We start from the raw sequence: 21,989 nt of genomic DNA, 5'->3' as shown, positions 1-21,989 counted from the left end.
CCGCCCCTGGCGTGCCCGGGGTGACTTGCGGGTGGAGGCGGAACCTTCAGGGTGGGTCTTCACCGCATCAACCTTATGAGTACGGGCCGAGGCCCCGGCCTGCACAGGCACAGGCCGCCCTCGGACGCGTGTCCGACAGGGCTTATAACCCAGCAAGTCATCAGGCGAAATACCGATATGCCGGGTAGTCTCCCGGTCCTCCCCGATATCGCGTCCTACCCGCAAACACACCCCCTTTCCCGTCCACTTCCGCCCCCTGAATCCCGCCGGGCCCCCTATGACGGGGCTCCCGCGTGAAACCCAGGAGGTCCAGGACATGACATGGGACCTTCCACGCGCGGTGGGCCCCTCCTCCCAGGTCGTCCGCGCCCCGATTTCGCGGCTTGACACCTCCCATTCGTAAAGCTGAAAATCAAGATATAGCCTCAAAACTGTTCAGGAGCGGAAGCCTCGCGCGAGGCGGTGCAGGCGAGGCTCGACGTGGCCCGCAAGTTCCTCCAGAACAGCAGTGCTTGCTCGAAGACCGAGGACCCACCATGGCCGGGCACCCCACCGCCGATGAGCTGATGAAGCGTCTGTTGGCCACCCGCGAGGCTGGCGACGCCACCCCCGCGAGCCCGGAGCAGTTGCGCCTGCTGCGCGAGCTGACGCGGGATGCGCCCACCTTCGCGCCCGCGCTGCTGGAGCTGGCGCGACTGCTCCAACTGGCGGAGGAGCCGGGCGTGGACCCCGAAGTCACCTTCACCGAGGTGCAGCGGCTCCTGGAGCAGTCCGTCTCCGTGTCGCGCCGCAACCCGGCCGCGCTGGTGGAGCTGGGCTACTTCCTGGACGTCATCCGGGGCCGCGAGGACGACGCGATGACGCTGTGGGAAGAGGGCTCGTCCCACGCCCTGAAGACGCTGGAGCAGGCGTGGGCGGGCATGCTGCGCGGCCTGGGCGACACGCGCACGAAGGAGTCCCTGGAGAAGGGGCTGCGGCTGGCGGAGCGCGCGGAGAAGGTCTTCCCTGACTCGCCGCGGCTCCTGGACGAGGTGGAGCTGGTGCGCGAGTACGCGCGCCAGGACGGGCTCATGAAGCCGGCCTCGGAGCCATGAAGCGGCGGATGGAAGACACACTACCCAGGAGGTGACTTCCCGCCGGAGGACGACCATACTCTCCGAGTGAGCCCGCGGGCCCATCGGGTCCGTTCGTCCGAGGAGAGTCGCCATGTCGCCCCCGTCGTCCGACGCCTCCGCCCAGCCGCACGTGCTGCTGCGCTCCGGTCGCGCCTCCTATGAGCTCGTCAAGTCGCTGGGCGCCGCGCACCACGGGGAGCTGCTCCTCGCGCGCCGCCGCTACGAGTCGGACTTCGGTGGCTACGCGGTCATCAAGCGCCCGCTGCGCGCCGAGGCCGCGCACCGGCTCTGGGAGGAAGGCCGGCTCACCGCGCTGCTTCACCATCCCAACGTCGTCAGCGTGCATGACCTCAAGGGCCCGGACGAGGCGCCCGTGCTCGTCTTCGAGCACACCCCCGGCCACCGGCTGGACTCGCTCATGGAGGCCTCTGGCCGCGCCCACCTGCCCTTCACGGAGGGCTTCTCCCTCTATGTCGCCGCCGAGGTCGCGGAGGCGCTGCACCACGCCCACACCCTCACCGACGAGCACGGCCGGGCGCTGCGCGTCGTCCACCGCGACGTCGGTCCCCACAACATCCTCATCACCGAGCACGGCGCGGTGAAGCTGCTCGACTTCGGCGCCGCGTCGTCCGCGCTCTCCGGCACTCCCGAGGGGCAGGAGCATCCCACCAGCCTCGCCTACGCCGCCCCCGAGCACGTCGCGCGCCAGGCCTTGGATGGACGCGCGGACCTGTTCAGCCTGGGGCTGGTGCTGCTCCAACTGCTCACCGGACGACACCTCTTCGAGGGCGCGGACCGGTTCGAGGCGGAGCGCCGCCGCCGTCGCGAGCAGGCGCTGTCGTCGGACACGCCCACGCAGGAGCACGCGCTCGACTCGGCCATGCAGGAAGCCGTCAGCGTGGCCGCCGCGCGGGAGCTGCGCCGCCGCATCCGCGCCTACACGCGCGAGGACCTGGAGGACGCGCTGCGCGCGGTGCCCGTGGCCTTCCAGCCGCTCTTGCGAGGCACGCTGGCGCCCGAGCGCGAGGAGCGCTTCGGCACCGGCGCGGAGCTGGCGCGCACCCTGCGGCTGTACGCCCGCCGCGCCGGCCAGGTGTTCGGTCGCGCGGACGCGCTCGCGGAGGTGACGGGCCTGCGCTACGCCGCGCTGCGCGTGCAGGCCGGTGAGTCCCCTGAAGAGGTGCTGGAGGACAGGCTGCTGCCGGAGGAGGACCCCGCAAGCTGAACGCCGCCCACGTCCCATTCCGGAAGCGTGTGCTAGCGAACATCCCCGCAGTCCTGACGTGGACGTATCGACGCGGTGCGGCTGGCGACCCTGGCCCTTCGGTACGAGTCTGAGTCTCCATGTGCACGCCAAGCCTCGTCCTCCTGGTGGAAGACCACGCCGATAGCCGGGAGCTGCTGGAGGAGTTCCTGACGATGGAAGGCTTCGCCGTGGAGACGGCGGGCAACGGCCAGACGGCGTGGGAGCGACTGAGGCGACTCCCCCGCCCGGACGCGGTGCTGCTGGACTTGATGATGCCGGTGATGAGCGGGTGGGAGCTGATGCGCCACGTCCGTGAGGACGCCAGGCTGAGCGCCCTGCCCGTCGTCGTCGTGTCCGGCGCGGGCAACAGCCAGCCGCTCCCCGAGGGCGTCCAGGCCGCGGTGCCCAAGCCGGTGGACCTCTGGGAGCTGCGCGCGACGCTCGCCCGCGTGGTGAACGCGGCAGGCTGAGGGCGTCGGCGCGTCAGGCCGGGGGTGGCACGCGCGGGAGCGTCACCTTGAAGACGGTGCCGTCCGCCTCGGTGGAGGTCACCTGGATGTGGCCGCCGTGGCCCTTCACCACCTGCTCGACGATGTAGAGGCCCAGGCCCAGGCCCCCGCTGATGCTGCTGCCGGGGTGACTGCTCGTGGCGCGACGGAACGGGTCGAACAGGTGGGGCAGCGCTTCGGCGGAGATGGGCTCGCCGGGGTTGTGGACCTCCAGCACCACCGTGTCGCCCAGGTCCGACAGCGTGAGGGTGACGGGCGCGTCCGGCGCGCTGTACTGGAGCGCGTTGCCGCCCAGGTTGCTCACCACCTGGAGCAGCCGGTCCGCGTCCCACTGACCGTCATACCGGCCAGTGCCCCCCGCCACCCGCAGGGTGCGCTCCGGCCACGCGGCCTCCAGCTCCTCCACGCCCTGCCGCACCACCGCTCGCAAGTCTCCCGGAGTGCGCTGGATGGGGATGCCGCCGCCCAGCCGCCCGCGCGTGAAGTCGAGCAGCTCTGAAATCATCCGCGTCATCCGCGCGCTGGAGCGGGCGATGCGCGTGACGAAGCGGCGCTCCCGCTCCGCGAGCACCTCGCTGTGGAGCAACTGCGTGGTGGACAGGTGGATGGCATTGAGGGGGTTGCGCAGGTCATGGCTGACGATGGCGATGAGGCGCTCGCCGAAGCGGGCCGCCTGGAGCTCGGCCTCCTGCGCGCGGCGGCGCTCGGTGACATCCGCCAGCGTGGCGACCCCGGCGATGAGCTCTCCGTCCCTGTCGCGGATGGGCGCGCTGGAGACGAGCACGGTGAGCGTGTGGCCATCCTCGTGCTTCAGCATCGCCTCCTCGCCCTGCACCACCTCGCCGGTGCTCAGCGTGCGCGCCAGCGGCCACGCGTCCGGGGCATACGGCGTCCCGTCCGGATGACAGGCGCCGTAGAGGGTGGCGAACGTGTCCACGTTGGACATGGGCTGGAAGGGGCGCCCGGTGAGCACGGCGACCTGCCGGTTGGCGAGCACCAGCCGTCCGCTGGCGGCGTCCGCGATGAAGACGCCCGCGGGCAATTGCTCCAGCACGGCGGCCAGCCGCGCGCGCTCCGATTCGATGGTGGACAGCAACCGCTGCCGGTCCGTCTCCACCGCGCGGCGCTGGGTGATGTCCAGCACGGTGGCCACGCGCCGCGACACCTTCCCCGTCTCGTCGCGAAAGGCCGTGACGTGGGAGAAGGCGGGGAAGCGGCTGCCATCCTTGCGCACGTGGAGCGACTCGTACTCGTGCGAGGGCTTGGAGTTCGCGGCGGCGGCGTGGCGCGGGAGCATGCCCCGGGCCTCGGGAGCAATCGTCGCCTCCAGCGGCTGGCCGATGAGCTCCTCCGGCGAGGCTCCGTGCATGCGCGCGAAGGCGGGATTCACGTCGAGCAGGGTGTCGTCCTCGGCGGACACCACGACGACGCCGACCCCCAGGCGGAAGAAGACCTCCTCCCAACGCCGCAGGCCGGCCTCGCTCTCGCGCAGGCGCTTCAGGGAGGCCTCCGCCTCCGCGCGGGCCTCGCGCTCGCGGTCTCGGGCCTGGCCCTGGGCGAGCAGTCCGGTGGCGCGCGACGCCATGGCGCGAAACAGCAGCAGGTCCTCCTCGGACAGCTCGGTGCTGACGCGGCTGCCCATGAGGGCCACGCCGATGAGCACGTCGTTCAAGACGAGCGGGACGCCGTACAGCGCGCGCACGTCGGAGGTGCGCACCACGGCGGAGTGGGCCCGCTCGTCGCGGCTTGCGTCATGTACCAGCAAGGGCTCGCGCGTCGCGGCGATGGTGCCGGCGAAGCCCTGCCCCATGGGCACGAGCCCCCCGATGTCCACGCCTTCGCCCACGCCGCTCTCCACGCGCAGGAAGTCCTCGCCGTCGCGCAGCAGGACGACGGCCACGTCCACGGCGGCCACCGTCTCGCACAGCACCTGGAGCAGCCGGGGCAGGAAGCCCGCCACGTCGGGGCTGCCGAGCGCCGCCGCGCTGATGCGGTCCAGGGCCTGGATGGTGCGCTCGCGGGCGCGCGTGTAGCGACTGACGGCGGCGGCGACGGCCTCGTCCATCGCCTCGTGGAAGATGCGCTCCTCGTCGGGGCGGAGCGTGGCGTGGCCTCGCGCGGACCACAGGCGCAGCACGCAGCCGCGCAGGAGCCGGTACTCGGTGACGACCTGTCGCAGGTCGAAGCCCTCGCCCAGGCGCTCCAGGGCGTGGTGGTCGCTGATGGCGCTCAGCCCCGAGGCCAGCTCCGCCTGGGGCTTTCGCATCATCCTCGCGATGCCCTCCAGCAACCCGGGCAGGCCGTCGCGGAGCGCGGGGCGCGTCAGGGCCTGGGCCGCGGGGATGGAGCGCACCTCCACCTCCCAGGCCTCCAGGATGGTGTCGCGGTTTTGAATCAGGAAGTCAGCCAGGGGAATGGGCAAGGGCGTGTCGAAGAGGGTGTTCCGGGCCGGGCACGACGTGCCGTGGGTCTAGGCCACTCCCCCGCCCGTCGACAACCGCTCGGAAGCGATGCGCCATCCAGGCCACACTTCCGCCCGGGTTCGCGGCGTCCTTCAGTGCGACGTCGGCGCCATCACGTCCGTGAGCCGCAGCAGGCGGTGCTCCTGCTCCAGCAGATAGTGGACGCGGAAGCCGGAGCCCAACACCACCAACCCCACCTCCTCGGGCAACAACGGCCCCTCGAGCGGGAGTCCCGCGGCCAGCTCGGCCAGCTCGCCTTGAAGCTTCTGTCTCACCGGGGCAGGACACCGGTCGAGCGTTCGCAACGCAGGAGGAGAGAGCTGGAGACGCAGAGCCATGGTCCTACTCAGGGTGACCACCCCGGGCGCGCGTATCAAGATGTGCCATGGGTCCATGACACTGGTTCGCTTCCAACTTCAGCGAATCTGGATTTCCGGCGCTGCGTCGCGCGTCACGCCCGGGTTGTCCTCCACCGAACGCGAAGCCTGGGGTCTGGCGGACAGGACAGGAGGGCCGAGGTATCTGAAACAAGTCTCTCCTCCGACATCCTGTTTCAACCCCGACGTCAGGGGCCGATGCGGCTCACGCGGCGCCGACGTTGCGCACCGTGCCGTACTCCAGGTCCAGCCACAGCATCCTGCCCCGTGTGTCGAACATGAGCAGCGCGGTGTTGGTGAGGCGGACCTGGGGAGTCGGTGACTCCTCGAAGGTGAAGTTGAGCCGCGCGCGCATGACTTCACTGACGTCGAGCAGGCGGACCTGCCAGGCCCCGTCGAAGAGCGTCAGCTCCGCGCGCCACGACTCGGAGAGGAAGCACTTCACGCGCTCCAGGGACTCACCGACCACGGACATCGGCGCGGCGAAGCGCGGTCCTTGAGGCTTCACCCACAGCCAGTCCGCCTCTCCAGGGCGAGGGTACTCGCGGTCGCTGAAGTGGACGGAGGCGCGCACCTCGCCATCGGCGGTGATGGCGCAGGAGCGCAGCACGGCGGAGACACCCTTGCCGAGGGCCACGAACGGCTCACGCGAGCGCAGGGTGGGGCCGTCTTGCAGCGCATAGACCCAGCACTCCGCGTCGGTGGTCACGAAGCACAGGTATGTCTCGTCCGCGGCCAGCATGGCGACGGGGCCAGGCACCTTCGACACCCGCCACAGGGCACGCGGCTCGGCGGCCTGCGCGTCCAGCATCATCACCGTGAGCTCCGAGGCGACGAACCATGTTTCACCGTCATACGTCGGCGCCCACGCGTGCATGGCCACGTCGCACCACGCGGTGGCCCGCCGCCGCACCACGTCCACGCGGGACACATGGTGCAGCTCGCCCCGACGCGCGATGGCCAGCACGCGGTCCCCATGGATGGAGGCGACCAGGGAGAAGGCCGGCACATCGAAGTGCGCCAGCCTGCGGCCCTCCGCGCTCAGCAACACCGCGCCCGCCTCGCCCAGCGCGAGCAGCAGCCGATCCGAGGGGAGCACCACCGCGTCATGGATGGCGAACGGCCCCGCGTCCCCGAGCGAGGCGGTCGCCTGCACCACGAAGCGGGTCCACGGGGACGGGACCTTGGGGGCCAGCGCGGGCAGGTCCGCGCGCAGCGCGCCGTCCGGCAGGTCCCTGAGCAAATAGGTGATGAAGTCGGTGGGCAAGTGGGCCGGAACCAGGGCCCTGTCCCTCATGAGGGCGCGCACGGTGGGCACGAGCAAGGCCGAGCGGACTCCGGAGGGAGGCTCGCTCGCCAGCGTCTGGGCGAAGGCCAGCCGCTCCGCCGCGCCATTCAGGGAGTCGTCGTCCAGCAGCGCGAGCACGCGGGCACGCGCCGCGTCGAGTCCTCCCGGAAGCGAGCCCGCCCACAGCGCCAGGAGTCGCGCGCCGCCCACGCCGCCCACGTCCACGCCACGCTCTATCCACTCGCGCGCCTGCTCCCGAGCCGCCTGCACCGGCCAGATGGCCTCGACGGCCTGGACCCAGCTTCCCGCCTCGGCGCGAGACTGGCCCCACAGCAGACGCAGCTCATGTGCCTCCGCGAAATGCGTGCTCTCCAGGCGCAGCACCGCGTCCTCGAAGCAGCCGCTGCGCCGGGCGATGGCCTTCGCGCGCTGTGGGTCCTTCGCGAGAAACCACTGACGCACCACCAGACCGGGTGCCAGGGCACGCCCCTCGGCCAGCTCCGCCGCGAGCTTGAAGCGACGGTGTCGCTCCAGGAAGGCGACGGCTTCCTCGTGCGCGCCCAGCAATTCAGAGAGGATGAACGCGGCTTCCTCGATGCGCCCTTCGCGCTCGAAGCGCTGCAAGGCCGCGCGGTAGCGCTGCCGGAGTGCCTCGTAGAGCGCGTCGCCTCCAGCGAAAGTGGCGGCGGGGCCGCGCGGGCCGAGCTGGAGCTTGAGGTCCTCTCGCGGTCCCGGGAGCCCGAGCGCCTCGCGCGTGTCGTCGTTCTGCTTCTGATTCAACGGGATGGCATGGCGCAGCGCCTCGTGCAGGTCTCCACCCTCGAACATCTCGAAGAGGCGACGCAGGTACTCAGCCTTGCGCCGGCCGAGCAGCTCGCCCAGCGGAGTGTGTCGCAGCAGCCACTGAGACAGGCGCGCCAGAGCCCCCGGGCCTGGAGGAGGCCCCGCATTCCGAGGTGACGTCTGGCCACCACGAGCGCCACTTCCACCGCCCGCCGCCTTCGCCGTCGAGCGCGGCCGGAGCGCCGCCCACAGTCGGCCCAACAGGGAGGGAGTCCTCGGAGCCGGGACCTCGCGCCGCGAGCCCGACGAGGAGGAGCCCTTGCCTTCACCCGAGGGCAGCGCGCCCGCCGTGGAGGGAGTGTTCCTCAGCCACGCCGCGAGGCGGCCGAACCACCTGCTTCCTCCTCTGCCCTCCGCTGTCTCCCCCGTCGATGCGCTCCCCCACAGGGCGCGCAGCCGAGCCAGCAGTCCAGGCCGCTCCGCCACGACGGCATCGGACGGGGGCTCACGTCCCTCCATGCGCGCGAGCACCACCCGTGCTTCATTCGACGGCTCGGGAATGGAGCCACCGAAGAAGGAGCGTGTGACGGGCGCTACGGGCTCCACCGCGGCTGCCACGGGCGGAGGTGGCGCGCCGAGGCCCCGCGTGGGCAGCACCGTCCACGTGGACACGTCGAACCACGAGGACAGGTCCACGACCCGCGCGCTCGACAGCGGATGGACCTGGGCGACGCCCGCTCGCACGAGCACGAGCGAGTCACGCGGCGCACCCAACCGCGCCCACTCCGAGGCAGCCAGCGGCGCGGAGGTGAGCACACCGCCTTCGAGCGTGAGGGGCAGACCCGGGCTCGACCCCGTCGAGACCCGCTGAGCACAGTGAAGCCGCAGCAGATAACCCTCCGCCACGAACAGCACGGATGTACCTGGAGCCCACAGCGCCATCACCCGCCGCCGAGCCTCCTGCTCTCCCAGTCGCGCCGGGTCGAACCAGAACGCCGAGGCGCTCACGGTGCCCCGGTGCAAGTGCTGGCGCGGCGCGGTCCTCGCATGCATTGAGGAGTTGCTCATGGGCCCTCCTCTGTCGCGCGATAGACCACCCGCCCATCCAGGAGATTCATCAGCACGAACTCCCCGGTCCGCGTGAGCCATCCGAGCAGCGGCGCGTTATGCCGGACCTCCGCATGCACCACCGGCGCCGAGGCCCGGGCGAGCAGGTGGAGGCCCTTCGCTCCGAACCACGACAGCGCGCGCTCATCCGGTCCCAGCACCACCAATCCGGCCTCTCCAGGAGCCATGTGACAGCCGCCCACGCCAACCACCTTGAAGCTAAGAGGCATCGCCATTTCCTGCACGGCGCCATCGAGGAACAGTCGCCACACGGCCGGCCCATGCCTCACCGCGAGCAACCCCGAGTCCCGAGGTACCGCGACGCCGGGCACGTAGCCGAAGAAGGCCTCTGCCTCGCGCGATTCCAGCATCATGCTCGTCGACCCGTCCACGCCCACGACATGGAGTGTCGTCCGCAAGGGCAGGGTCTTATCCTCCGTGGGGGGCATGACGTAGACGGGCTTGCCGCGGTGGCTCGGCGTCAGAGGCCCACTCCGCAGGCGCTCCAGTTGGGAACCCACGGAGACGCTCGAGCCCCCTCGGACGTAGACGAGCTTGTCGTGCACCATCGCCATCGCCGTCACGGGATGGTCCAGCGCCACCAGCTCGACGCGATGCTCGGCTGCGACCTGGTAGACGAGGAAGAGCCCGCCGGTCCGCGTCAGCAGCAGCACCACTTCCCCATGTCGGTCTCTCCACGAGAACAGCCGACCCGGGGCCGGTATCGCGGAGGGAAGCTCCGGCACGTAGCCCGGCTTCCACCAACCCGACTGGACGCGCGGTCCGCCCGCGTCCGCCGGAGGAGGCGTGCGCTTGAGCGCACCGTGGAGGATGTAGCGGTCCTCGCGCTCCATCAGCGTGAGCAGTCCGCCATGCGAGCGCCACCCGGCGGCCAGCATCGTCTGGCCGGGCTGGGGCTTCATGCGCCTCGGTCTGGGAACGGTGAAGGTCGACGAATCGGGAATCGCCATCGCGGAGGCAGTGCCATCCGCGTGGAACCTCACCACCCGGAGACCGTCGGGCGAGAAGTTGAACGTGGTGGCATTCGGGAGACCGGACCGCGACACCGGCTCCGCGACGCGGCTCTGGAACGGGTCTCGCAACAGGCGGATGCTGTCATCCGGGGGCGGCAGGTCCAGCACCACCGAGCGCGCCGCGCGCGAGGCGGGGCGCACGTCCACCATGAGCTTGCGCTCGCCGGGAGCCAGGACTTCGGCCACTTCGATGCGGGACAGCTTCTCGGCGCCCGGCAGCCGCGCCAGGCGAGCACTCCCCACGAGCCACGACTCCGCTGGCGCGTCGCCCAGGGCCAGGGCCTCATGCCAGGCGGCGAGTCGCTCGGCGGTGGGCGGCTCCACGTCGCGCGCGGCGAGCCAGGAGAGCAGCACACTGGGAGTCACGTCGGAGAAGGTGCCCCGCTCGGGCGGAGCCTGGAGCACGCCCCAGGCGAAGGCGGCACCGGCGGCATGGGCGCGGCGGGCCATGACGATGAGCAGCGCGAGATGCGCGATGCGAGGGTTGCCGAGCTGGTCGGGGCCCGCGTCCAACAGGACCACGGTGCGACGCGCGTCCTGGGGTTGACGAAAGGCGGGCTTGAGGAAGGACAGCTCACCGTAGGCAGCGCGACGCACCAGCTCGTCCGGAGCCTCCAGGGCCCACAGCCACTCGCTGACGAGCAGTCGGTCGAAGGAGCCGCGGCGCGTGATTCCGTCGTACCCCTGGGGCTCGCCGCCCTCGGCCTCGCCGCGCGGACGCATGGCGCCCATGGCCGCCGACAGCCGGGCGACGAACGGTCCCAGGTGCAGGGCCAGCTCCTCGGGGAACAGCGCGAGCGACTCCGCCCACGGGCGCAGCGCGAGGGGCAGCGAACTCATGACGCCTCTTCCCTTCCCGCGTCGGTCTCTTCGTCGAGCAGCAGCGAGCGCGGCGCGACCCATGTGCTCGGAGGTCGCGGGCTCATGGAGCGCCTCCCGTTCCCAGGCCCGCTTCCTCGCTCGCGAGCCATGCGGCGAGCGTGGCGCGATGAACCGGTCGCGCCGAGGCGACCGAGACAAGCTGAAGCGAGCCCGGCAGCACCGCGAGCGGCGTGGAGGCGTTTCCCACCCGTGTCAGCAACGCACGCTCCAGCAACGAGGCCAGCACGTCAGGCACGAGTGCACAGGGAAGCAGCAGCGACGGCGCGGAGACCTCACGCCCCAGGTACATGGCACCATTCACCCACGGCAGGGACTCCGCCGCGCCCATCAGCACGAGGACACCCGCACCCGCGACGCCGCGCCACGTCCCCAGTCTCGCGTCGTCCTCTTGAAGGATTCGTCGCGCGAGCCCCCGCGCCACGTCCCCCACGCCGATGACGGCAAGCGGCTCCAGCGCTTCCGCGCGAGGCCCCCAACGAACCGGCAGCGCCACCTGTCTTTCACCGCTCATGACTCCACTCCACCGCCCTCTCGCACGTCGGTCGGAAGTTCCGACGCTCCGACACACGGCGGCCTGCCACCCAATTCATTGTCGGCTCTCACGACCATTGGTCCCCACCTTCTCAAAACCATTGACCCCTGGCAGGTCTCCGTCTCGTGACGGGTGGAGCGGGTTCTACTTCGCCTTCCTGGCGCCGTCGTCCATGCAGGAGGAGAGCGGCTCACGACGGCTGGCCTCGTCGGAGAGGGCAAGCAGGCGGAAGTCCGCGTGGGGCAGCTTCTGCCCTTTGGCCAGCGCGAGGCGCTCGGGAAGGGTGTCCCATCAGCTTCGAGAAGGGCAGTTGCTTGAGAACCGCGCGCAGGTCCTGGTCAACGTCAGTGTTCATTTCACCCTCCTCCCTCGTGACTGACGCTCGAGGGATTCGAGCGGCAGAGGCCGTACTGGCTGGTGGACCGCAAGAAGCGCGCGGGATCACGTTGGAGGCAGGAGGCCCGGGTGGCAGGGCGAGCTTCACCATCCGCTCCAGACGCGCACGTCCAGCATCCGAGTGGCCAGGGCCCGCGCACAAGCGTCTTCCACACGCCAAACTCCGTGACCGCGTCGCGCACGGCCACCTGGGTTTCCAATTCCGCGATGCGCGCATCCTTGGGGTCGAGTTCCGCCACGAATGACGGTGTCTAACGCCACAGTCGCCATCGTCGAGCGCCGTCCCGCCCACCACCCCTTGCACGGCAATTCCTTCAAGCAAGCATCAGCCGGTGAACAGTTACCTCAGCTGCTGTCCCGCTCACCCTGCATCCTCGGTGATGGTGGTAGCGCTTTACCCAACGCCGCTTCTAATTTGGTCATTCCTCGGACTTCACATAGGCGCTCTCGAAATGTGGGCCATCAGCAACCCAACACCCTATGCAGCCGATAGCACGTGGGTGCGCGACAAGCAGGGCGCGCACCAGTGGATCGTCGTGGTCAAGGCGACCTTCGACGTGAGCGAATCTGGCAAAGTTTCGCAAAGCGACGAGCAAATCGCACCACTCCTTTCGCCGGAGTACCATGGGGAGCCTGGCCAATCGAGCTTGCGCTACGAAGCTGAGATGGTCTCCTCGAAATCAACAACAGACATTCTCTTTGCCGGCGCCGCCTATGCACCCAAGGGATTGTCAGTGCACAAGCTTGGCGTCTCGCTGCGCCTCGGGCCCGTCTACAAGGAGCTCGTCGTCTTCGGGACAAGGGTCTATCACGCCAGCATCATGGGAGTGGCCTTGTCGAGTCCAGCCAGGTTCAAGGTACGCCGCATGACTTACGAATGGGCCTACGGCGGCACCGACCTGGGCGGCCCAGACCCCAAGAAGCATTTGATGGACACACGTAACCCAGTCGGCAAGGGCGTTGCCGCCAAGGCTGGCGCCCTGGTGGACCAGCCTGGTCATAGCATCGAGTACCCGCAGGGCAACCCGGCGAAGACAGGGCCCGCTGGCTTCGGCCCGATCGCGAGTCACTGGTCTCCTCGACTCGAACTCGCTGGCACGTACGACGAAAGGTGGAGGGAGACCCGCCTGCCTCTCTTGCCACTCGACTATGACGAGCGACACGTGCTCTGCGCGCCTATAGATCAGCGGCCACCGCGCCACCTCATAGGAGGCGAGCCCGTGGAACTCGTGAATCTATGCGAACGAGGCAGTTGGCGGTTCCACCTGCCCAGGCTGGACGTATCGTTCGTCACAGCATTCGGAAGCCGACGGGTAGAGCACCGGGGCACGTTGGCGACGGTGACGCTTGAACCAGAGTGCGGGCGATTCACAATGGCCTGGCAGACAAGTCTTCCCGTGCTCGGTCCCGACAGCGATTATCTGGACGTCACGACGATCAAGGTCCGTTCCCCTTAGGAGGCAAGATCTCTATCGAATGGACAGCTCCCGAGCGGCTGGCGCTCGCATGCCAGTCCCAGGATATTTCGCCACCCATATCGCATGGCGCAGTAGGGGAAACCATCTGGAAGCAACAGCCCATGGAGCCGTGCTTCAATGCCATATTCCATACACATTGTCGCCCACGGAGCACGCACTCCGATCGGACTGCAGGCAGCACCGAGCGCGGCCGCGGTGCGGGCAGGAATCTCTCGCATTCGCGAACATCCCTTCTTGATGGATAAGGCAGGCCAGCCCGTCATGTGCGCCTTCGACAGCCTGCTCGATTCCAAACTGATGGGGGTCAATCGAATGCTGGCACTGGCTGAACCGGCGCTGCGCGAGGCCTGCATGCCACTCACCAATGTGGCGGGCCCTCTCCAACGCGTGCCTATCTATATGGGATTACCCGAGAAGCGCCCCGGATTCGGCGAGCGCGACATCGAACAGTTCCGGCGAGGGATTGAGCAGATAGAGGGATTGCCGATCCAACTCTCCAGCGTGAACCTGATTCCCCAGGGACACGCCGCGGGACTGCTCGCGCTCAAGCTCGCATTCGAGCACCTCCAAAAAGGCACCAGTGAAGCGTGCCTCGTCGGCGGAGTCGACAGCTACCTCCAGCCCGACACCCTCGAATGGCTCGACGATCATCTGCAACTGGCGCGCGCCGAAGCTCGCTCCGCCTTTGTCCCTGGCGAAGGGGCCGGGTTTTGCCTGCTGGTGGGTAGCCGCACCGCGAACCGCTTCGGATGGAACTCCTTGGCACGCGTGCGTTCGGTCTCGTCAGGACAGGAGACCAGGCTAATCAAAACGCCCGAGGTCTGCGTGGGGGAAGGACTCACCACAGCCGTCCGAAGCGCCGTGAGTGACCTCTCCCTTCCCGCCGAGAAGATCCATCACGTCATCTGCGACATCAACGGAGAGCGTTACCGTGGAGAAGAGTGGGGCTTCTGCTGTCTGCGGCTGAGTTCCTACTTCGAAGATCCCAGCGCCTACCGAACTCCTGTCGATTGCTGGGGAGATATGGGCGCAGCCTCAGGCCCGCTTTTTGCGATTCTGGCCTGTCAAGCCACGGCTCGGGGCTACGCCAAGGGGCCTCGCACTCTACTATGGGCCAGTTCTGAAGCAGGCTTGCGCGCAGCCGCATTACTCGAAACCAGCATGCACGCAGGAACGAGGGGACTCCGCCATGGCTAAAGTTGGAATCCACCCGCCCAAGACGCCTGTCACAGAAGGCAGCAACGGCATCGCCAAAGCGACGTTGCCCAACGTCTGCAAGATGCCCGGACCGCCTGCTCCCTTCGTACCAACACCGCTGCCGAATATCGCCAAGTCCGGCCAGTCCCCGAAGGGCTTCTCGGTCACCGTCACGATCGAGGGCAAGGCCGTAGCGATTCGCGGCGCGACATTCGAGAGCATGGGCGACATGGCAAGCAAGGGCACCGGTGGAGGTCTCACTTCCGCCAGCACCCATGGTCCAGCCAAGTTCATCACGCCTGGCTCGCTAACGGTCAAGATCGAGGGCAAGAATGTCCACTTGCTCGGCGAGCCAATGCTCAACAACTGCGGCCCGAATGGCAGTCCGCCCAACACGGGCGCGACAATGATGGGATTGAAACAGGGAGAGCTGCAGAAGCCCAAGAGGTGTCCGCCACATGGGCCAGAGGTGACCAGGGAGCGGAGCCAAGCTGATGAAATCAAAAAGCAGCAGCAAAGAGTCGACGATGCCAAGACGAAGACCCACCACGCCAAGGGGGAACACAAGGCCGCCGAGAAGGCACTGGAGGATCGGCTCGCCAAGAGGACCCAAGGCACACCGGGAACGGACGCACTTCGAAAGGCCGTCCCTCGTGCCGCCGCCGCAGCAGAGAGCGCTGAGGCCTACCTCGCTGACCAGGAGAGAAAGCTTCGTGCTCTGGAGTGGGAAAAGAAGGTCGCGGATGAATGCGGTGGCGGCAAGAACATTCAATTGATCTGCGAGCACTGCGGAGGTGACATGGGTGATCTCGACGTGGTGACGAACGATGGCAGGGTCAAGGAGGTCAAGTCGAGCGAAGCGGGCTACGCCGAGAAGAAGGACAAATTCGAGTACTACAGGCAGCTGGTCGAGGAGACGAGTATCCTCGGAGCGGGAATGCGGATGAAACTCGCCATCCCTGGTGCTATTGCGGACGCCGTCGAAGAAAAGCACCCTGAACTCAAAAAGCGCGTGCAGGGCCACTGACATGGCAGAATACGCATCAACCGCGTTGAGCCTTACACCCGTGAACGGCGACTGGCCTGATGTCCTCGCGAGGATCGGCTCCTATCTACAGCAACACCACGAACCCCACCCCGCCCTACCGGAAAGCGGGAATCTGCTCGTCGTCGATCGAAAGCAGAGACGTATCATCAAGGCAAGGTCCATCAATCTTTCCTCGCCCATCGATCACGAACCCGAGGAGACCGAATACTGGCGCTCGACCACCGTCGAACTGTGGTTTGGCGGACATTCAGACGATGTCAGCATCCGTGTCCGAATGGAGCCGTCCAAACAAACAAGTGTTGAACTCCTGTTTTCAAGCCGCGTTCATGAAATTCTATTCGGCTTCGACCCGGACTGGACCGCTATCGACCCTCAGGCGAAATCGGACTTCATGCGTTTGTGCATCGGCCTGGCCAAGGAACTCAAGGCCACTGGATTTAGTTGCCGACGTACCGATGAAGACAATCTGTTCGGCCCACCCTCATTGGACGTCCTTCGCGACTACGTCGAGGCCGGATACCGCTGGCTTCAACAGAAGCAGAAACTCATCGTTGCGGGACTGGCCGCATCCGCGGTTTTGGAAGATCAATTCGAGTACGACTTCGAACAGCCGCCGATGCATTACAGACAGAACGGCTACTATCTCTGCGACAGGCTGTGGCCCGTCCCGTCATTTTCGAACAGATAACACATCACGACTGCGGAATTTGAGCCCCCCTCAAGGGGAGCAATGGCTTCGAGAAACTCGGCCCAGCGGGGAGCAATGGTTTTGAGGACCGACAATTCATTGACGCGTCCCTCACCATCACCGCGCGACCCCCGTCAGGAGAGCCCTGCCTGACGAATCCCCAGGGGCACCGGTGCGGCGAGCGCGAGCGCCTCCGTGAGCCCCGCGCGCAAGGCCTTGAGGTCCTCGGGAAGGAACTCGGGCGCGAAGCTCGCGTCCATCTCCCGCGCCACGCCCTCCAGCTTGAGCCGCCACGCGGAGAAGGCCTCGGCCTCCTCCGGGCGCTCGGCGAGCAGCACCTGCCCCGCCTGGGCGATTCGCTGCGCCCGAGCCCACGGCCCCGCGCTGGCCTCCAACGCCGCCGCTGAGAGCGCCGGGTTCTCCGTCGCCGCGAGCAAATCCCGCAGCACGTCCCGAGCGAGCGCCTGTCCTTCCTTCGTCGGCACCGCGTAAATGAGCGGCCACAAGTCCGCGGTGCTCGGCACGGAGCGTCCCGCGAGCACGGCCGCGGCGGCCACCAGTCGCTGCACCTTCACCGCGCGCCGGTCCGACAGCGACAGCCCCGCCGCGCGCAGGGAGCGCAGCGCGTGGGCCAGATGCGGACGCACGGGGGCCAGGTCCGCCTCGCGCGCCGCCTGTGCGAGCACATCCAGCGCGGCCAGGGAGGCGCGGCGTCCAGTCCCCTCGCCCCACAGCGAGGCCCCGCCCGCGAGCAGGTCCTCCAGGCGCGGGTCCGGCACGGGCTCGACGAAGATGCGCGCCAGGAAGCGGTCCGCGAACGCGGCGAGCGACTCATCCTCGGGCAGCGCGTTGGCGGCGCCCACGCAGACGCGCAGGGGGCAGCGCATGCGCGTGTGGCCCCGGCGGAACGTGCGCTCGTTGAGCAGGCCCAGCAGCGTGTTCAGGATGGCGGTGGAGCCGAGGAAGACCTCGTCGAGGAAGGCGACATCCGCCTCCGGAAGCATGCCCGTGGTCTCCGTCTCCACCAGGCCCTCGCGCAGCTTGCGCAGGTCCACGGGGCCGAACAACTCGGAGGGCTCGGTGAAGCGGCCCAGCAGGTACTCGAAGTAGGAGCCCCCCAGCGCGCGGGCGGTGCGGCGCACGGCCTCGCTCTTCGCGGTACCGGGGGGACCGATGACCAGCAGGTGCTCACCGGCGACGGCGGACAGCGCGATGAGCTCCACCATGGCCTCGCGCTCGACGAGCCCCTGTCCCGCGTCGGAGAGGGCGTCGCGGACGGCGGTGGCCGCGGCTTCAAAGGTGACGGACATGAACGAAAGCCTAACCGCCGGACTCCGTCGGCGCGAAGAGCACCCACCCCCCTTGAAGGAATACCAGCGGACGTCCACCGGCCTCGCGGTACCGGGACGCCTGCTCGTCGACGGTGAAGGCCGGGGTGGGCGCGGGAGCGGGGCGTCCCTCCCGTGACGGAGGGCGGTTGGCTTCATGACACGGAGTCCCACTTCATGCTCCGGGCGCGAGTCGGACATAGACTGGCCTCCATGAAAAAGGTGTCGAAGTGGGTGGCGCTGGTGGGCGTGCTGGGCGTGGGCACCCAGGCGGTGGCGGACGGTTGGAATGGTCATGCCTCGCTGGGCGCGGGAATCTCCCTGGACCATTTGAGTGACTTCAGCGCGAAGGGACCGGCGCTGCATGCCTACCTGGGCGTGGAGTCCCCGCCGGGGCTGTCCCTGGGGCTGCTGGCCGAAGTCTCGGAAACGTGGGGCACGGAGCTGCGCGACGCGGCGAGGGACAACCGGCTGGAGCGCACGCAACTGGATTACAAGGCGGTGGGAATCGAGGCGCGGCTGCGCTTCTTCCGGGACAAGCCCATCACCCCCTGGGTGGGCGCGCGGCTGTCGAAGAGTTGGGGCAGCACCTTCACCCCGGACGCGATGGGCAACTTCCTGCGGGAGAACGTGGACACCACGAGCATGGCCTTCCGCCTGGGCGTGGATGGCTGGTTCAGCGAGCACTGGGGCATCTCCGCCGCCACGGCCTTCCAGTTCTGTGACGTGAAGCTCTCGCGGGACTCGGTGGACGAGTGCGCCAAGCTGATTCAGTCGGTGATTGTGGGCCCGGTGCTGCGCTTCTGAGGCACCGCCGGGCGAACTGTCCTGGTGCGCGGCCTGACTCGGCCGGTGTAGAAAACCAGGGGTGAGCGAGAGCTGGGAGCAGCGGGCAAGACGCGAGGCGCGGGAGATGGAAGCCGCCATCCGGAGCGCCCTCGCGCGAAGACAGTCGGACCTGGAGCTTCGCGCGGAGCTGGAGTCGCTGGCCCGGCGGCCCCGCTTCCAGAGCTTCCCCTGGCTGTGGGGGCCGGCGCTGCACGTGAGGGACCGCGTCCTCTTCCGTCCGCTCATCCTCTCCTGGCTGGTGCCGGTCAACGTCACGGCGAGCGGGAAGTTGTTCGACCCGTGGAAGAGTGAGTACGCCGCCGCGCTGGAGACGTGGCTGTCGGACGCGGACCGCGCCGACGACGTGGCCGTGTTCCGCAAGCTGTACGGCTGGAAGCTGCAGGGCCTGGGCAAGCTGCAGGAGGCGGTGTGGCGCGAGGACGTCACGCGACGCTTCCGGGGCGCGAAGACGCGCGGCGCCCGGCACCTCGAGTTGAGCAAGGTGGAGCAACCTCTCCTCCGGCTGGATGAGGCGACGGCGCTCGAATTGGACGCGGTGGACCCGGAGGCGGCGCGGCCCTTCATCCGTCAACACCTGCCCTTCACGCAGAACACCTGGTCCCCGTCGAAGAAGCCGCTTCCGATGTGGGGCACCTACCGGGAGCGCCTCTTCGCCAGGGGCGACACGGACCAGGCGTGGACGGTGTATCGCCGGCTGGTGTCCGAGGAGATGTGGCGTCGGGACGTCATGGCGCTCACGGAGTCGGTGAAGGCGCCGGACGCGCTGGTGCGCGCGCTGGGCGAGCACCATCCGGAGTTCGCGCCCACCATGGCCGCCCACGTCTTCGTGGAGCTGGTGGAGAAGCGCGGGCGCGACGTGGTGCCCTATGTCCTGGAGAACCTGCGCTCGGTGTTCCCGAGGTGGGCCGGCAGGACGAGCATCCATGGGGTGAAGAACGCGAAGGCCCTGCCGGAGTTGCTCGAGCTGTGTCGGGTGCGTGGCTGGGAGGACGTGTGGGCGGCGGCGCTGCGCACCTCCTCGACGGAGGAGACGTTCGACACCGAGGTGCGCAAGCTGGTGAAGGACGCGGACCGGGACGAGCCCGTGGCGCGGCGGCGGCTCCTCCAGGTGGCGGGGGCAGGCGCCGAATGGAACCTGCCAGGCCTGGGCTTCGCGAGGGTGCTGCCGCTGAAGGACGCGACGGCGGTGGCGATGTACGAGCGCTTCCCGGAGCTGATGCGCGGCCCCTTCCGGATGCACGTCGCCTCCGGCTGGCATGCGGCATACCCGGAGCTGGTGGCGCGCGCGTTGGAGCAGCGCGATGAGGAGCTGCTGGACTTCATCGCGAGCCGCGCCGCCACGCAGTTCGTGCCCGAACATGGCGCGGACAAGCGCCAGAAGGAGTGGACGCGGGTGCTGGACGCGCTGGCCGAGCACTACGAGAAGTTGCCGAAGGAAGGCGGCGTGTTCGCGCGTCGAGCCGCCAACGCCCTGGGCGCCGTGCCCGCGTTCTCCATCTGGGACTTCGACCGGCTGCTGATGCGGAACCGGCTCACGCGGCTGTTCTTCCAGCGCTCGGATGACTTCTACCTGGCGGACCCGCTGGCGGTGCGGGACCTGCTGGAGGCGCCGCAGATTCACGTGCAGGCGCTCGCGTTCCGGCTCCTGGGGCGGGACTCGCCGCGCGCGAGGGCGCTGGCGATGCTCAACCTGGACCTGCTCCAGGCCACGCTGCTGAGGCCCCTGCACCGGCGCACGCGGCACGCGGCCTTCGCCGCGCTGGCCAACGCGGCGTTGCATGATGTGGAGGCCGCGAGGATGTTGCTGCCCCGGATGCGAGACACCTTCGCGCTGCCGGACAAGCGCTATCCGAAGGAGGCCCTGGTGGAGCTGCTGGCGAAGGTGCTCACGCGCTGGCCGGAGCTGCGAGGCCCGTCGGAGACTCCGCGAGTCTTCTCCGCGTCCACGAAGGAGGCCCTGTCATGACGGTGGTCGACCTCCTCTACGCGACGCCGTCGGTCTTCGAGTCCACGCGGGAGCGCGCGCTGTTGGGCTTGTCGGCGGACCAGCATCGGCCGGTGCGCTTCCACGCGAAGGTGGCGAAGGACGTGCTGCCGATACGGCTGGCGCTCCAGGCGCTCGGGCAGCTCATCTGGCAATCGGACGAGTGGAGCTCGGAGTGGATGGGGGGATTGATGGACCCCATCATCACCGTGCACCCGGACCGCGTCTTCTTCGAGGCGTTCAGTCAGGACCAGAGTTCGTACGGAATGGTCATCGTGGACCGGAGCTGCTTCGCGCCCGAGGGCGAGGTGCGCTGCGGCACCACCAACGTGGACTTCACCGCGTGGCTGTGGGCGGCGCTGGCGGAGATGCGCTCCAGCCGGGAGACACACCTGCGCGTGGGTGCGGAGGGCTTCGAGGTCCGCACGCAGGGCGCGGGAGGACGCTTCGAGCAGAAGGTGGAGGTGCCGGACGCGTGGGTGCGAGGCTTCCTCCAGCTCCAGGGCGGCATGGCGATGCCGGGCACGAAGCTGACGGTGAGGCCGGTGGACCTGCTATCGGCGGTGCGCTACCTCACCTTCACCAAGGCGAAGATGTCTCCCCGGGCGCTGCGCTACGTGCTCACTCCGGGTCAGGACGCGAAGCTGGTGCTGGAGCCGTGGGAGCACGAAGTGCCGTTGCGTGGCGCGACGCATGGCTCCACGGAGCCGCGCACGGTGCGCACGTGGGGTCGGCGGAGGCTGCGGCTGCTGGAGCCATTGCTGCCGTACGCGGACAAGGTGGACATCTACCTGAAGGGCCGGGCACTGCCGCACTTCTACGGGGTGCACCTGGGGCCGGGGGTTCGCTTCGTGCTCGGGCTGTCGGGGTGGACGGAGAACCGGTGGACGGGCACGGCGGGGATGGACCTGCTGCTGGAGCCGGGGCAGGACAGCGAGCTGACGGAGCGGGTGCTCGGGTTGTTGCGTGAGCGCGTGCACGCCTCCACGGACGAGGTCGCGCGGGCGCTGGGCGTGAGCAAGGCACAAGCGGCGGAGGCATTGGCGACACAGTGCGCGGCGGGGCGGGCGGTGTTCGACGTGGAGGCGCGGCACTGGCGGCACCGCGAGCTGTTCGCCACGCCCGTGAACCTGGGCCGGCTGTATCCACCGGATGTGCGGCGCGAGGAAGCCGAGCGCCTGGTGGCGGCGGACGCGGTGAAGGTGACGTCGGAGACGACGCGCGAGACACGCAAGGTGCGCAAGCTGCCGACGCCCGAGGGCGCGGTGGTGCGCGAGGTGGTCCACCGCGACTGGGTGGTGCACGGGCACGTGGGGCCGCAGCAGGGCGTGGAGCTGGTGTTGAACGACGAGGACCGGCTCCTCTTCGGCAAGTGCGGCTGTGAGTACTTCCGCGAGCACCTGATGAACCAGGGGCCGTGCGCGCACCTGCTGGCGTTGCTTCGGCTGGCGAAGGCGCGGCGCAAGGAGCTGGCGAGCTCGGTGCCGTCTTCGGCCGAGGCGCTCGCGGTGAGCACGACGGGAGCGGCGGCGCGGCGACCCAGGAACGAGGACGCCGACACGGACGAGGCGGACGACACCGAGGCGCTTGACGAGGACGGCGGCGATGACGATAACCGGTGATGCTCTCGGGAAGGGCCCGGGCTCGCGGATGAGCCGTCGGTGCCGTGGTGTTTCGCCGCGGCGG

16 protein-coding genes are annotated in these 21,989 nt (G+C 68.8%); 10 read left to right on the top strand and 6 right to left on the bottom strand.

Annotation, left to right across the window (positions count from 1 at the left end; all coding sequences use genetic code 11):
* The first annotated feature begins 536 nt into the window (after nt 1-536).
* The 3 genes from FJV41_RS01010 (at nt 537) to FJV41_RS01000 (ending at nt 2,831) form a co-directional block, all read left to right on the top strand.
* The gene (locus tag FJV41_RS01010; RefSeq protein ID WP_141640472.1) at nt 537-1,094 is read left to right on the top strand and encodes a hypothetical protein; all 558 of its coding nucleotides are present in this window, start codon (nt 537-539) and stop codon (nt 1,092-1,094) included.
* A 112-nt stretch (nt 1,095-1,206) separates the two neighbouring features.
* Nucleotides 1,207-2,340, top strand: a complete 1,134-nt coding sequence (locus tag FJV41_RS01005; protein WP_141640471.1) for a protein kinase domain-containing protein — start codon at nt 1,207-1,209, stop codon at nt 2,338-2,340.
* 119 nt (nt 2,341-2,459) lie between these two features.
* Nucleotides 2,460-2,831, top strand: a complete 372-nt coding sequence (locus FJV41_RS01000) for a response regulator (protein WP_141640470.1) — start codon at nt 2,460-2,462, stop codon at nt 2,829-2,831.
* Nucleotides 2,832-2,844: 13 nt separating this feature from the next.
* Here FJV41_RS01000 and FJV41_RS00995 read toward each other — a convergent pair whose 3' ends face one another.
* From FJV41_RS00995 to FJV41_RS00975, 5 genes are all read right to left on the bottom strand, one after another.
* Nucleotides 2,845-5,292: a PAS domain S-box protein gene (locus FJV41_RS00995; RefSeq protein WP_141640469.1), complete on the bottom strand. Its 2,448-nt coding sequence runs from the start codon at nt 5,290-5,292 to the stop codon at nt 2,845-2,847.
* Nucleotides 5,293-5,424: 132 nt separating this feature from the next.
* Entirely contained in the window at nt 5,425-5,670 is a 246-nt protein-coding gene (locus FJV41_RS00990) for a hypothetical protein (protein ID WP_141640468.1), read from the bottom strand.
* Nucleotides 5,671-5,914: 244 nt separating this feature from the next.
* The gene (locus FJV41_RS00985) at nt 5,915-8,848 is read right to left on the bottom strand and encodes a bpX6 domain-containing protein (protein WP_246136921.1); all 2,934 of its coding nucleotides are present in this window, start codon (nt 8,846-8,848) and stop codon (nt 5,915-5,917) included.
* A complete protein-coding gene (locus FJV41_RS00980; protein WP_141640467.1) occupies nt 8,845-10,761 on the bottom strand; it encodes a hypothetical protein in 1,917 nt (638 codons plus the stop codon). Before FJV41_RS00980 ends, FJV41_RS00985 begins: the two co-directional genes overlap by 4 nt.
* Nucleotides 10,762-10,843: 82 nt before the next feature.
* Complete coding sequence (locus tag FJV41_RS00975; protein ID WP_141640466.1) at nt 10,844-11,314, bottom strand: bpX5 domain-containing protein; 471 nt, start codon at nt 11,312-11,314, stop codon at nt 10,844-10,846.
* A 917-nt stretch (nt 11,315-12,231) separates the two neighbouring features.
* On the opposite strand from FJV41_RS00975, the gene FJV41_RS00970 reads away from it, so the two are divergent.
* The 4 genes from FJV41_RS00970 to FJV41_RS00955 all read left to right on the top strand — a co-directional run bounded on the left by FJV41_RS00970 (nt 12,232) and on the right by FJV41_RS00955 (nt 16,142).
* Nucleotides 12,232-13,188: a DUF2169 family type VI secretion system accessory protein gene (locus FJV41_RS00970; protein WP_246136920.1), complete on the top strand. Its 957-nt coding sequence runs from the start codon at nt 12,232-12,234 to the stop codon at nt 13,186-13,188.
* Nucleotides 13,189-13,470: 282 nt separating this feature from the next.
* Nucleotides 13,471-14,406, top strand: a complete 936-nt coding sequence (locus tag FJV41_RS00965) for a beta-ketoacyl synthase N-terminal-like domain-containing protein (RefSeq protein WP_220137819.1) — start codon at nt 13,471-13,473, stop codon at nt 14,404-14,406.
* A complete protein-coding gene (locus FJV41_RS00960) occupies nt 14,399-15,433 on the top strand; it encodes a PAAR-like domain-containing protein (RefSeq protein ID WP_141640463.1) in 1,035 nt (344 codons plus the stop codon). Before FJV41_RS00965 ends, FJV41_RS00960 begins: the two co-directional genes overlap by 8 nt.
* A 1-nt stretch (nt 15,434) precedes the next feature.
* Nucleotides 15,435-16,142, top strand: a complete 708-nt coding sequence (locus FJV41_RS00955) for a hypothetical protein (RefSeq protein ID WP_141640462.1) — start codon at nt 15,435-15,437, stop codon at nt 16,140-16,142.
* Nucleotides 16,143-16,276: 134 nt separating this feature from the next.
* Here the strand turns inward: FJV41_RS00955 and FJV41_RS00950 are convergent, their stop codons facing one another.
* The gene (locus FJV41_RS00950; RefSeq protein ID WP_141640461.1) at nt 16,277-17,452 is read right to left on the bottom strand and encodes an AAA family ATPase; all 1,176 of its coding nucleotides are present in this window, start codon (nt 17,450-17,452) and stop codon (nt 16,277-16,279) included.
* A gap of 231 nt (nt 17,453-17,683) precedes the next feature.
* Here FJV41_RS00950 and FJV41_RS00945 point away from each other — a divergent pair, with 231 nt between their 5' ends.
* The 3 genes from FJV41_RS00945 to FJV41_RS00935 all read left to right on the top strand — a co-directional run bounded on the left by FJV41_RS00945 (nt 17,684) and on the right by FJV41_RS00935 (nt 21,925).
* Nucleotides 17,684-18,277 (top strand): porin family protein, encoded by a 594-nt coding sequence (locus FJV41_RS00945; RefSeq protein ID WP_141640460.1) that lies wholly within the window; start codon nt 17,684-17,686, stop codon nt 18,275-18,277.
* Between the two features lie 61 nt (nt 18,278-18,338).
* Entirely contained in the window at nt 18,339-20,285 is a 1,947-nt protein-coding gene (locus FJV41_RS00940; RefSeq protein ID WP_141640459.1) for a gliding motility protein, read from the top strand.
* On the top strand, nt 20,282-21,925 hold the full coding sequence (locus FJV41_RS00935) for an SWIM zinc finger family protein (protein WP_141640458.1): 1,644 nt from the start codon (nt 20,282-20,284) through the stop codon (nt 21,923-21,925). The genes FJV41_RS00940 and FJV41_RS00935 overlap by 4 nt, the downstream gene beginning before the upstream one ends.
* The last annotated feature ends 64 nt before the right edge of the window (nt 21,926-21,989 follow it).

Origin of the sequence: Myxococcus llanfairpwllgwyngyllgogerychwyrndrobwllllantysiliogogogochensis, from assembly GCF_006636215.1 — a bacterium.
Taxonomy (GTDB): Bacteria; Myxococcota; Myxococcia; order Myxococcales; family Myxococcaceae; genus Myxococcus; species Myxococcus llanfairpwllgwyngyllgogerychwyrndrobwllllantysiliogogogochensis.
Note: the sequence above shows the minus strand (reverse complement) of the source record. Positions and strands in the feature narration are given on the sequence as shown.

What these genes read in the sequence shown, in the direction of transcription:
- FJV41_RS00985 (WP_246136921.1), bottom strand. Translation starts at nt 8,848, where the DNA reads ATGAGCAACTCCTCAATGCATGCGAGGACCGCGCCGCGCCAGCACTTG.
- FJV41_RS00955 (WP_141640462.1), top strand. Translation starts at nt 15,435, where the DNA reads ATGGCAGAATACGCATCAACCGCGTTGAGCCTTACACCCGTGAACGGC.
- FJV41_RS01010 (WP_141640472.1), top strand. Translation starts at nt 537, where the DNA reads ATGGCCGGGCACCCCACCGCCGATGAGCTGATGAAGCGTCTGTTGGCC.
- FJV41_RS00990 (WP_141640468.1), bottom strand. Translation starts at nt 5,670, where the DNA reads ATGGCTCTGCGTCTCCAGCTCTCTCCTCCTGCGTTGCGAACGCTCGAC.
- FJV41_RS00935 (WP_141640458.1), top strand. Translation starts at nt 20,282, where the DNA reads ATGACGGTGGTCGACCTCCTCTACGCGACGCCGTCGGTCTTCGAGTCC.
- FJV41_RS00965 (WP_220137819.1), top strand. Translation starts at nt 13,471, where the DNA reads ATGTGCGCCTTCGACAGCCTGCTCGATTCCAAACTGATGGGGGTCAAT.
- FJV41_RS00960 (WP_141640463.1), top strand. Translation starts at nt 14,399, where the DNA reads ATGGCTAAAGTTGGAATCCACCCGCCCAAGACGCCTGTCACAGAAGGC.
- FJV41_RS00950 (WP_141640461.1), bottom strand. Translation starts at nt 17,452, where the DNA reads ATGTCCGTCACCTTTGAAGCCGCGGCCACCGCCGTCCGCGACGCCCTC.
- FJV41_RS01005 (WP_141640471.1), top strand. Translation starts at nt 1,207, where the DNA reads ATGTCGCCCCCGTCGTCCGACGCCTCCGCCCAGCCGCACGTGCTGCTG.
- FJV41_RS00980 (WP_141640467.1), bottom strand. Translation starts at nt 10,761, where the DNA reads ATGAGTTCGCTGCCCCTCGCGCTGCGCCCGTGGGCGGAGTCGCTCGCG.
- FJV41_RS00945 (WP_141640460.1), top strand. Translation starts at nt 17,684, where the DNA reads ATGAAAAAGGTGTCGAAGTGGGTGGCGCTGGTGGGCGTGCTGGGCGTG.
- FJV41_RS01000 (WP_141640470.1), top strand. Translation starts at nt 2,460, where the DNA reads ATGTGCACGCCAAGCCTCGTCCTCCTGGTGGAAGACCACGCCGATAGC.
- FJV41_RS00975 (WP_141640466.1), bottom strand. Translation starts at nt 11,314, where the DNA reads ATGAGCGGTGAAAGACAGGTGGCGCTGCCGGTTCGTTGGGGGCCTCGC.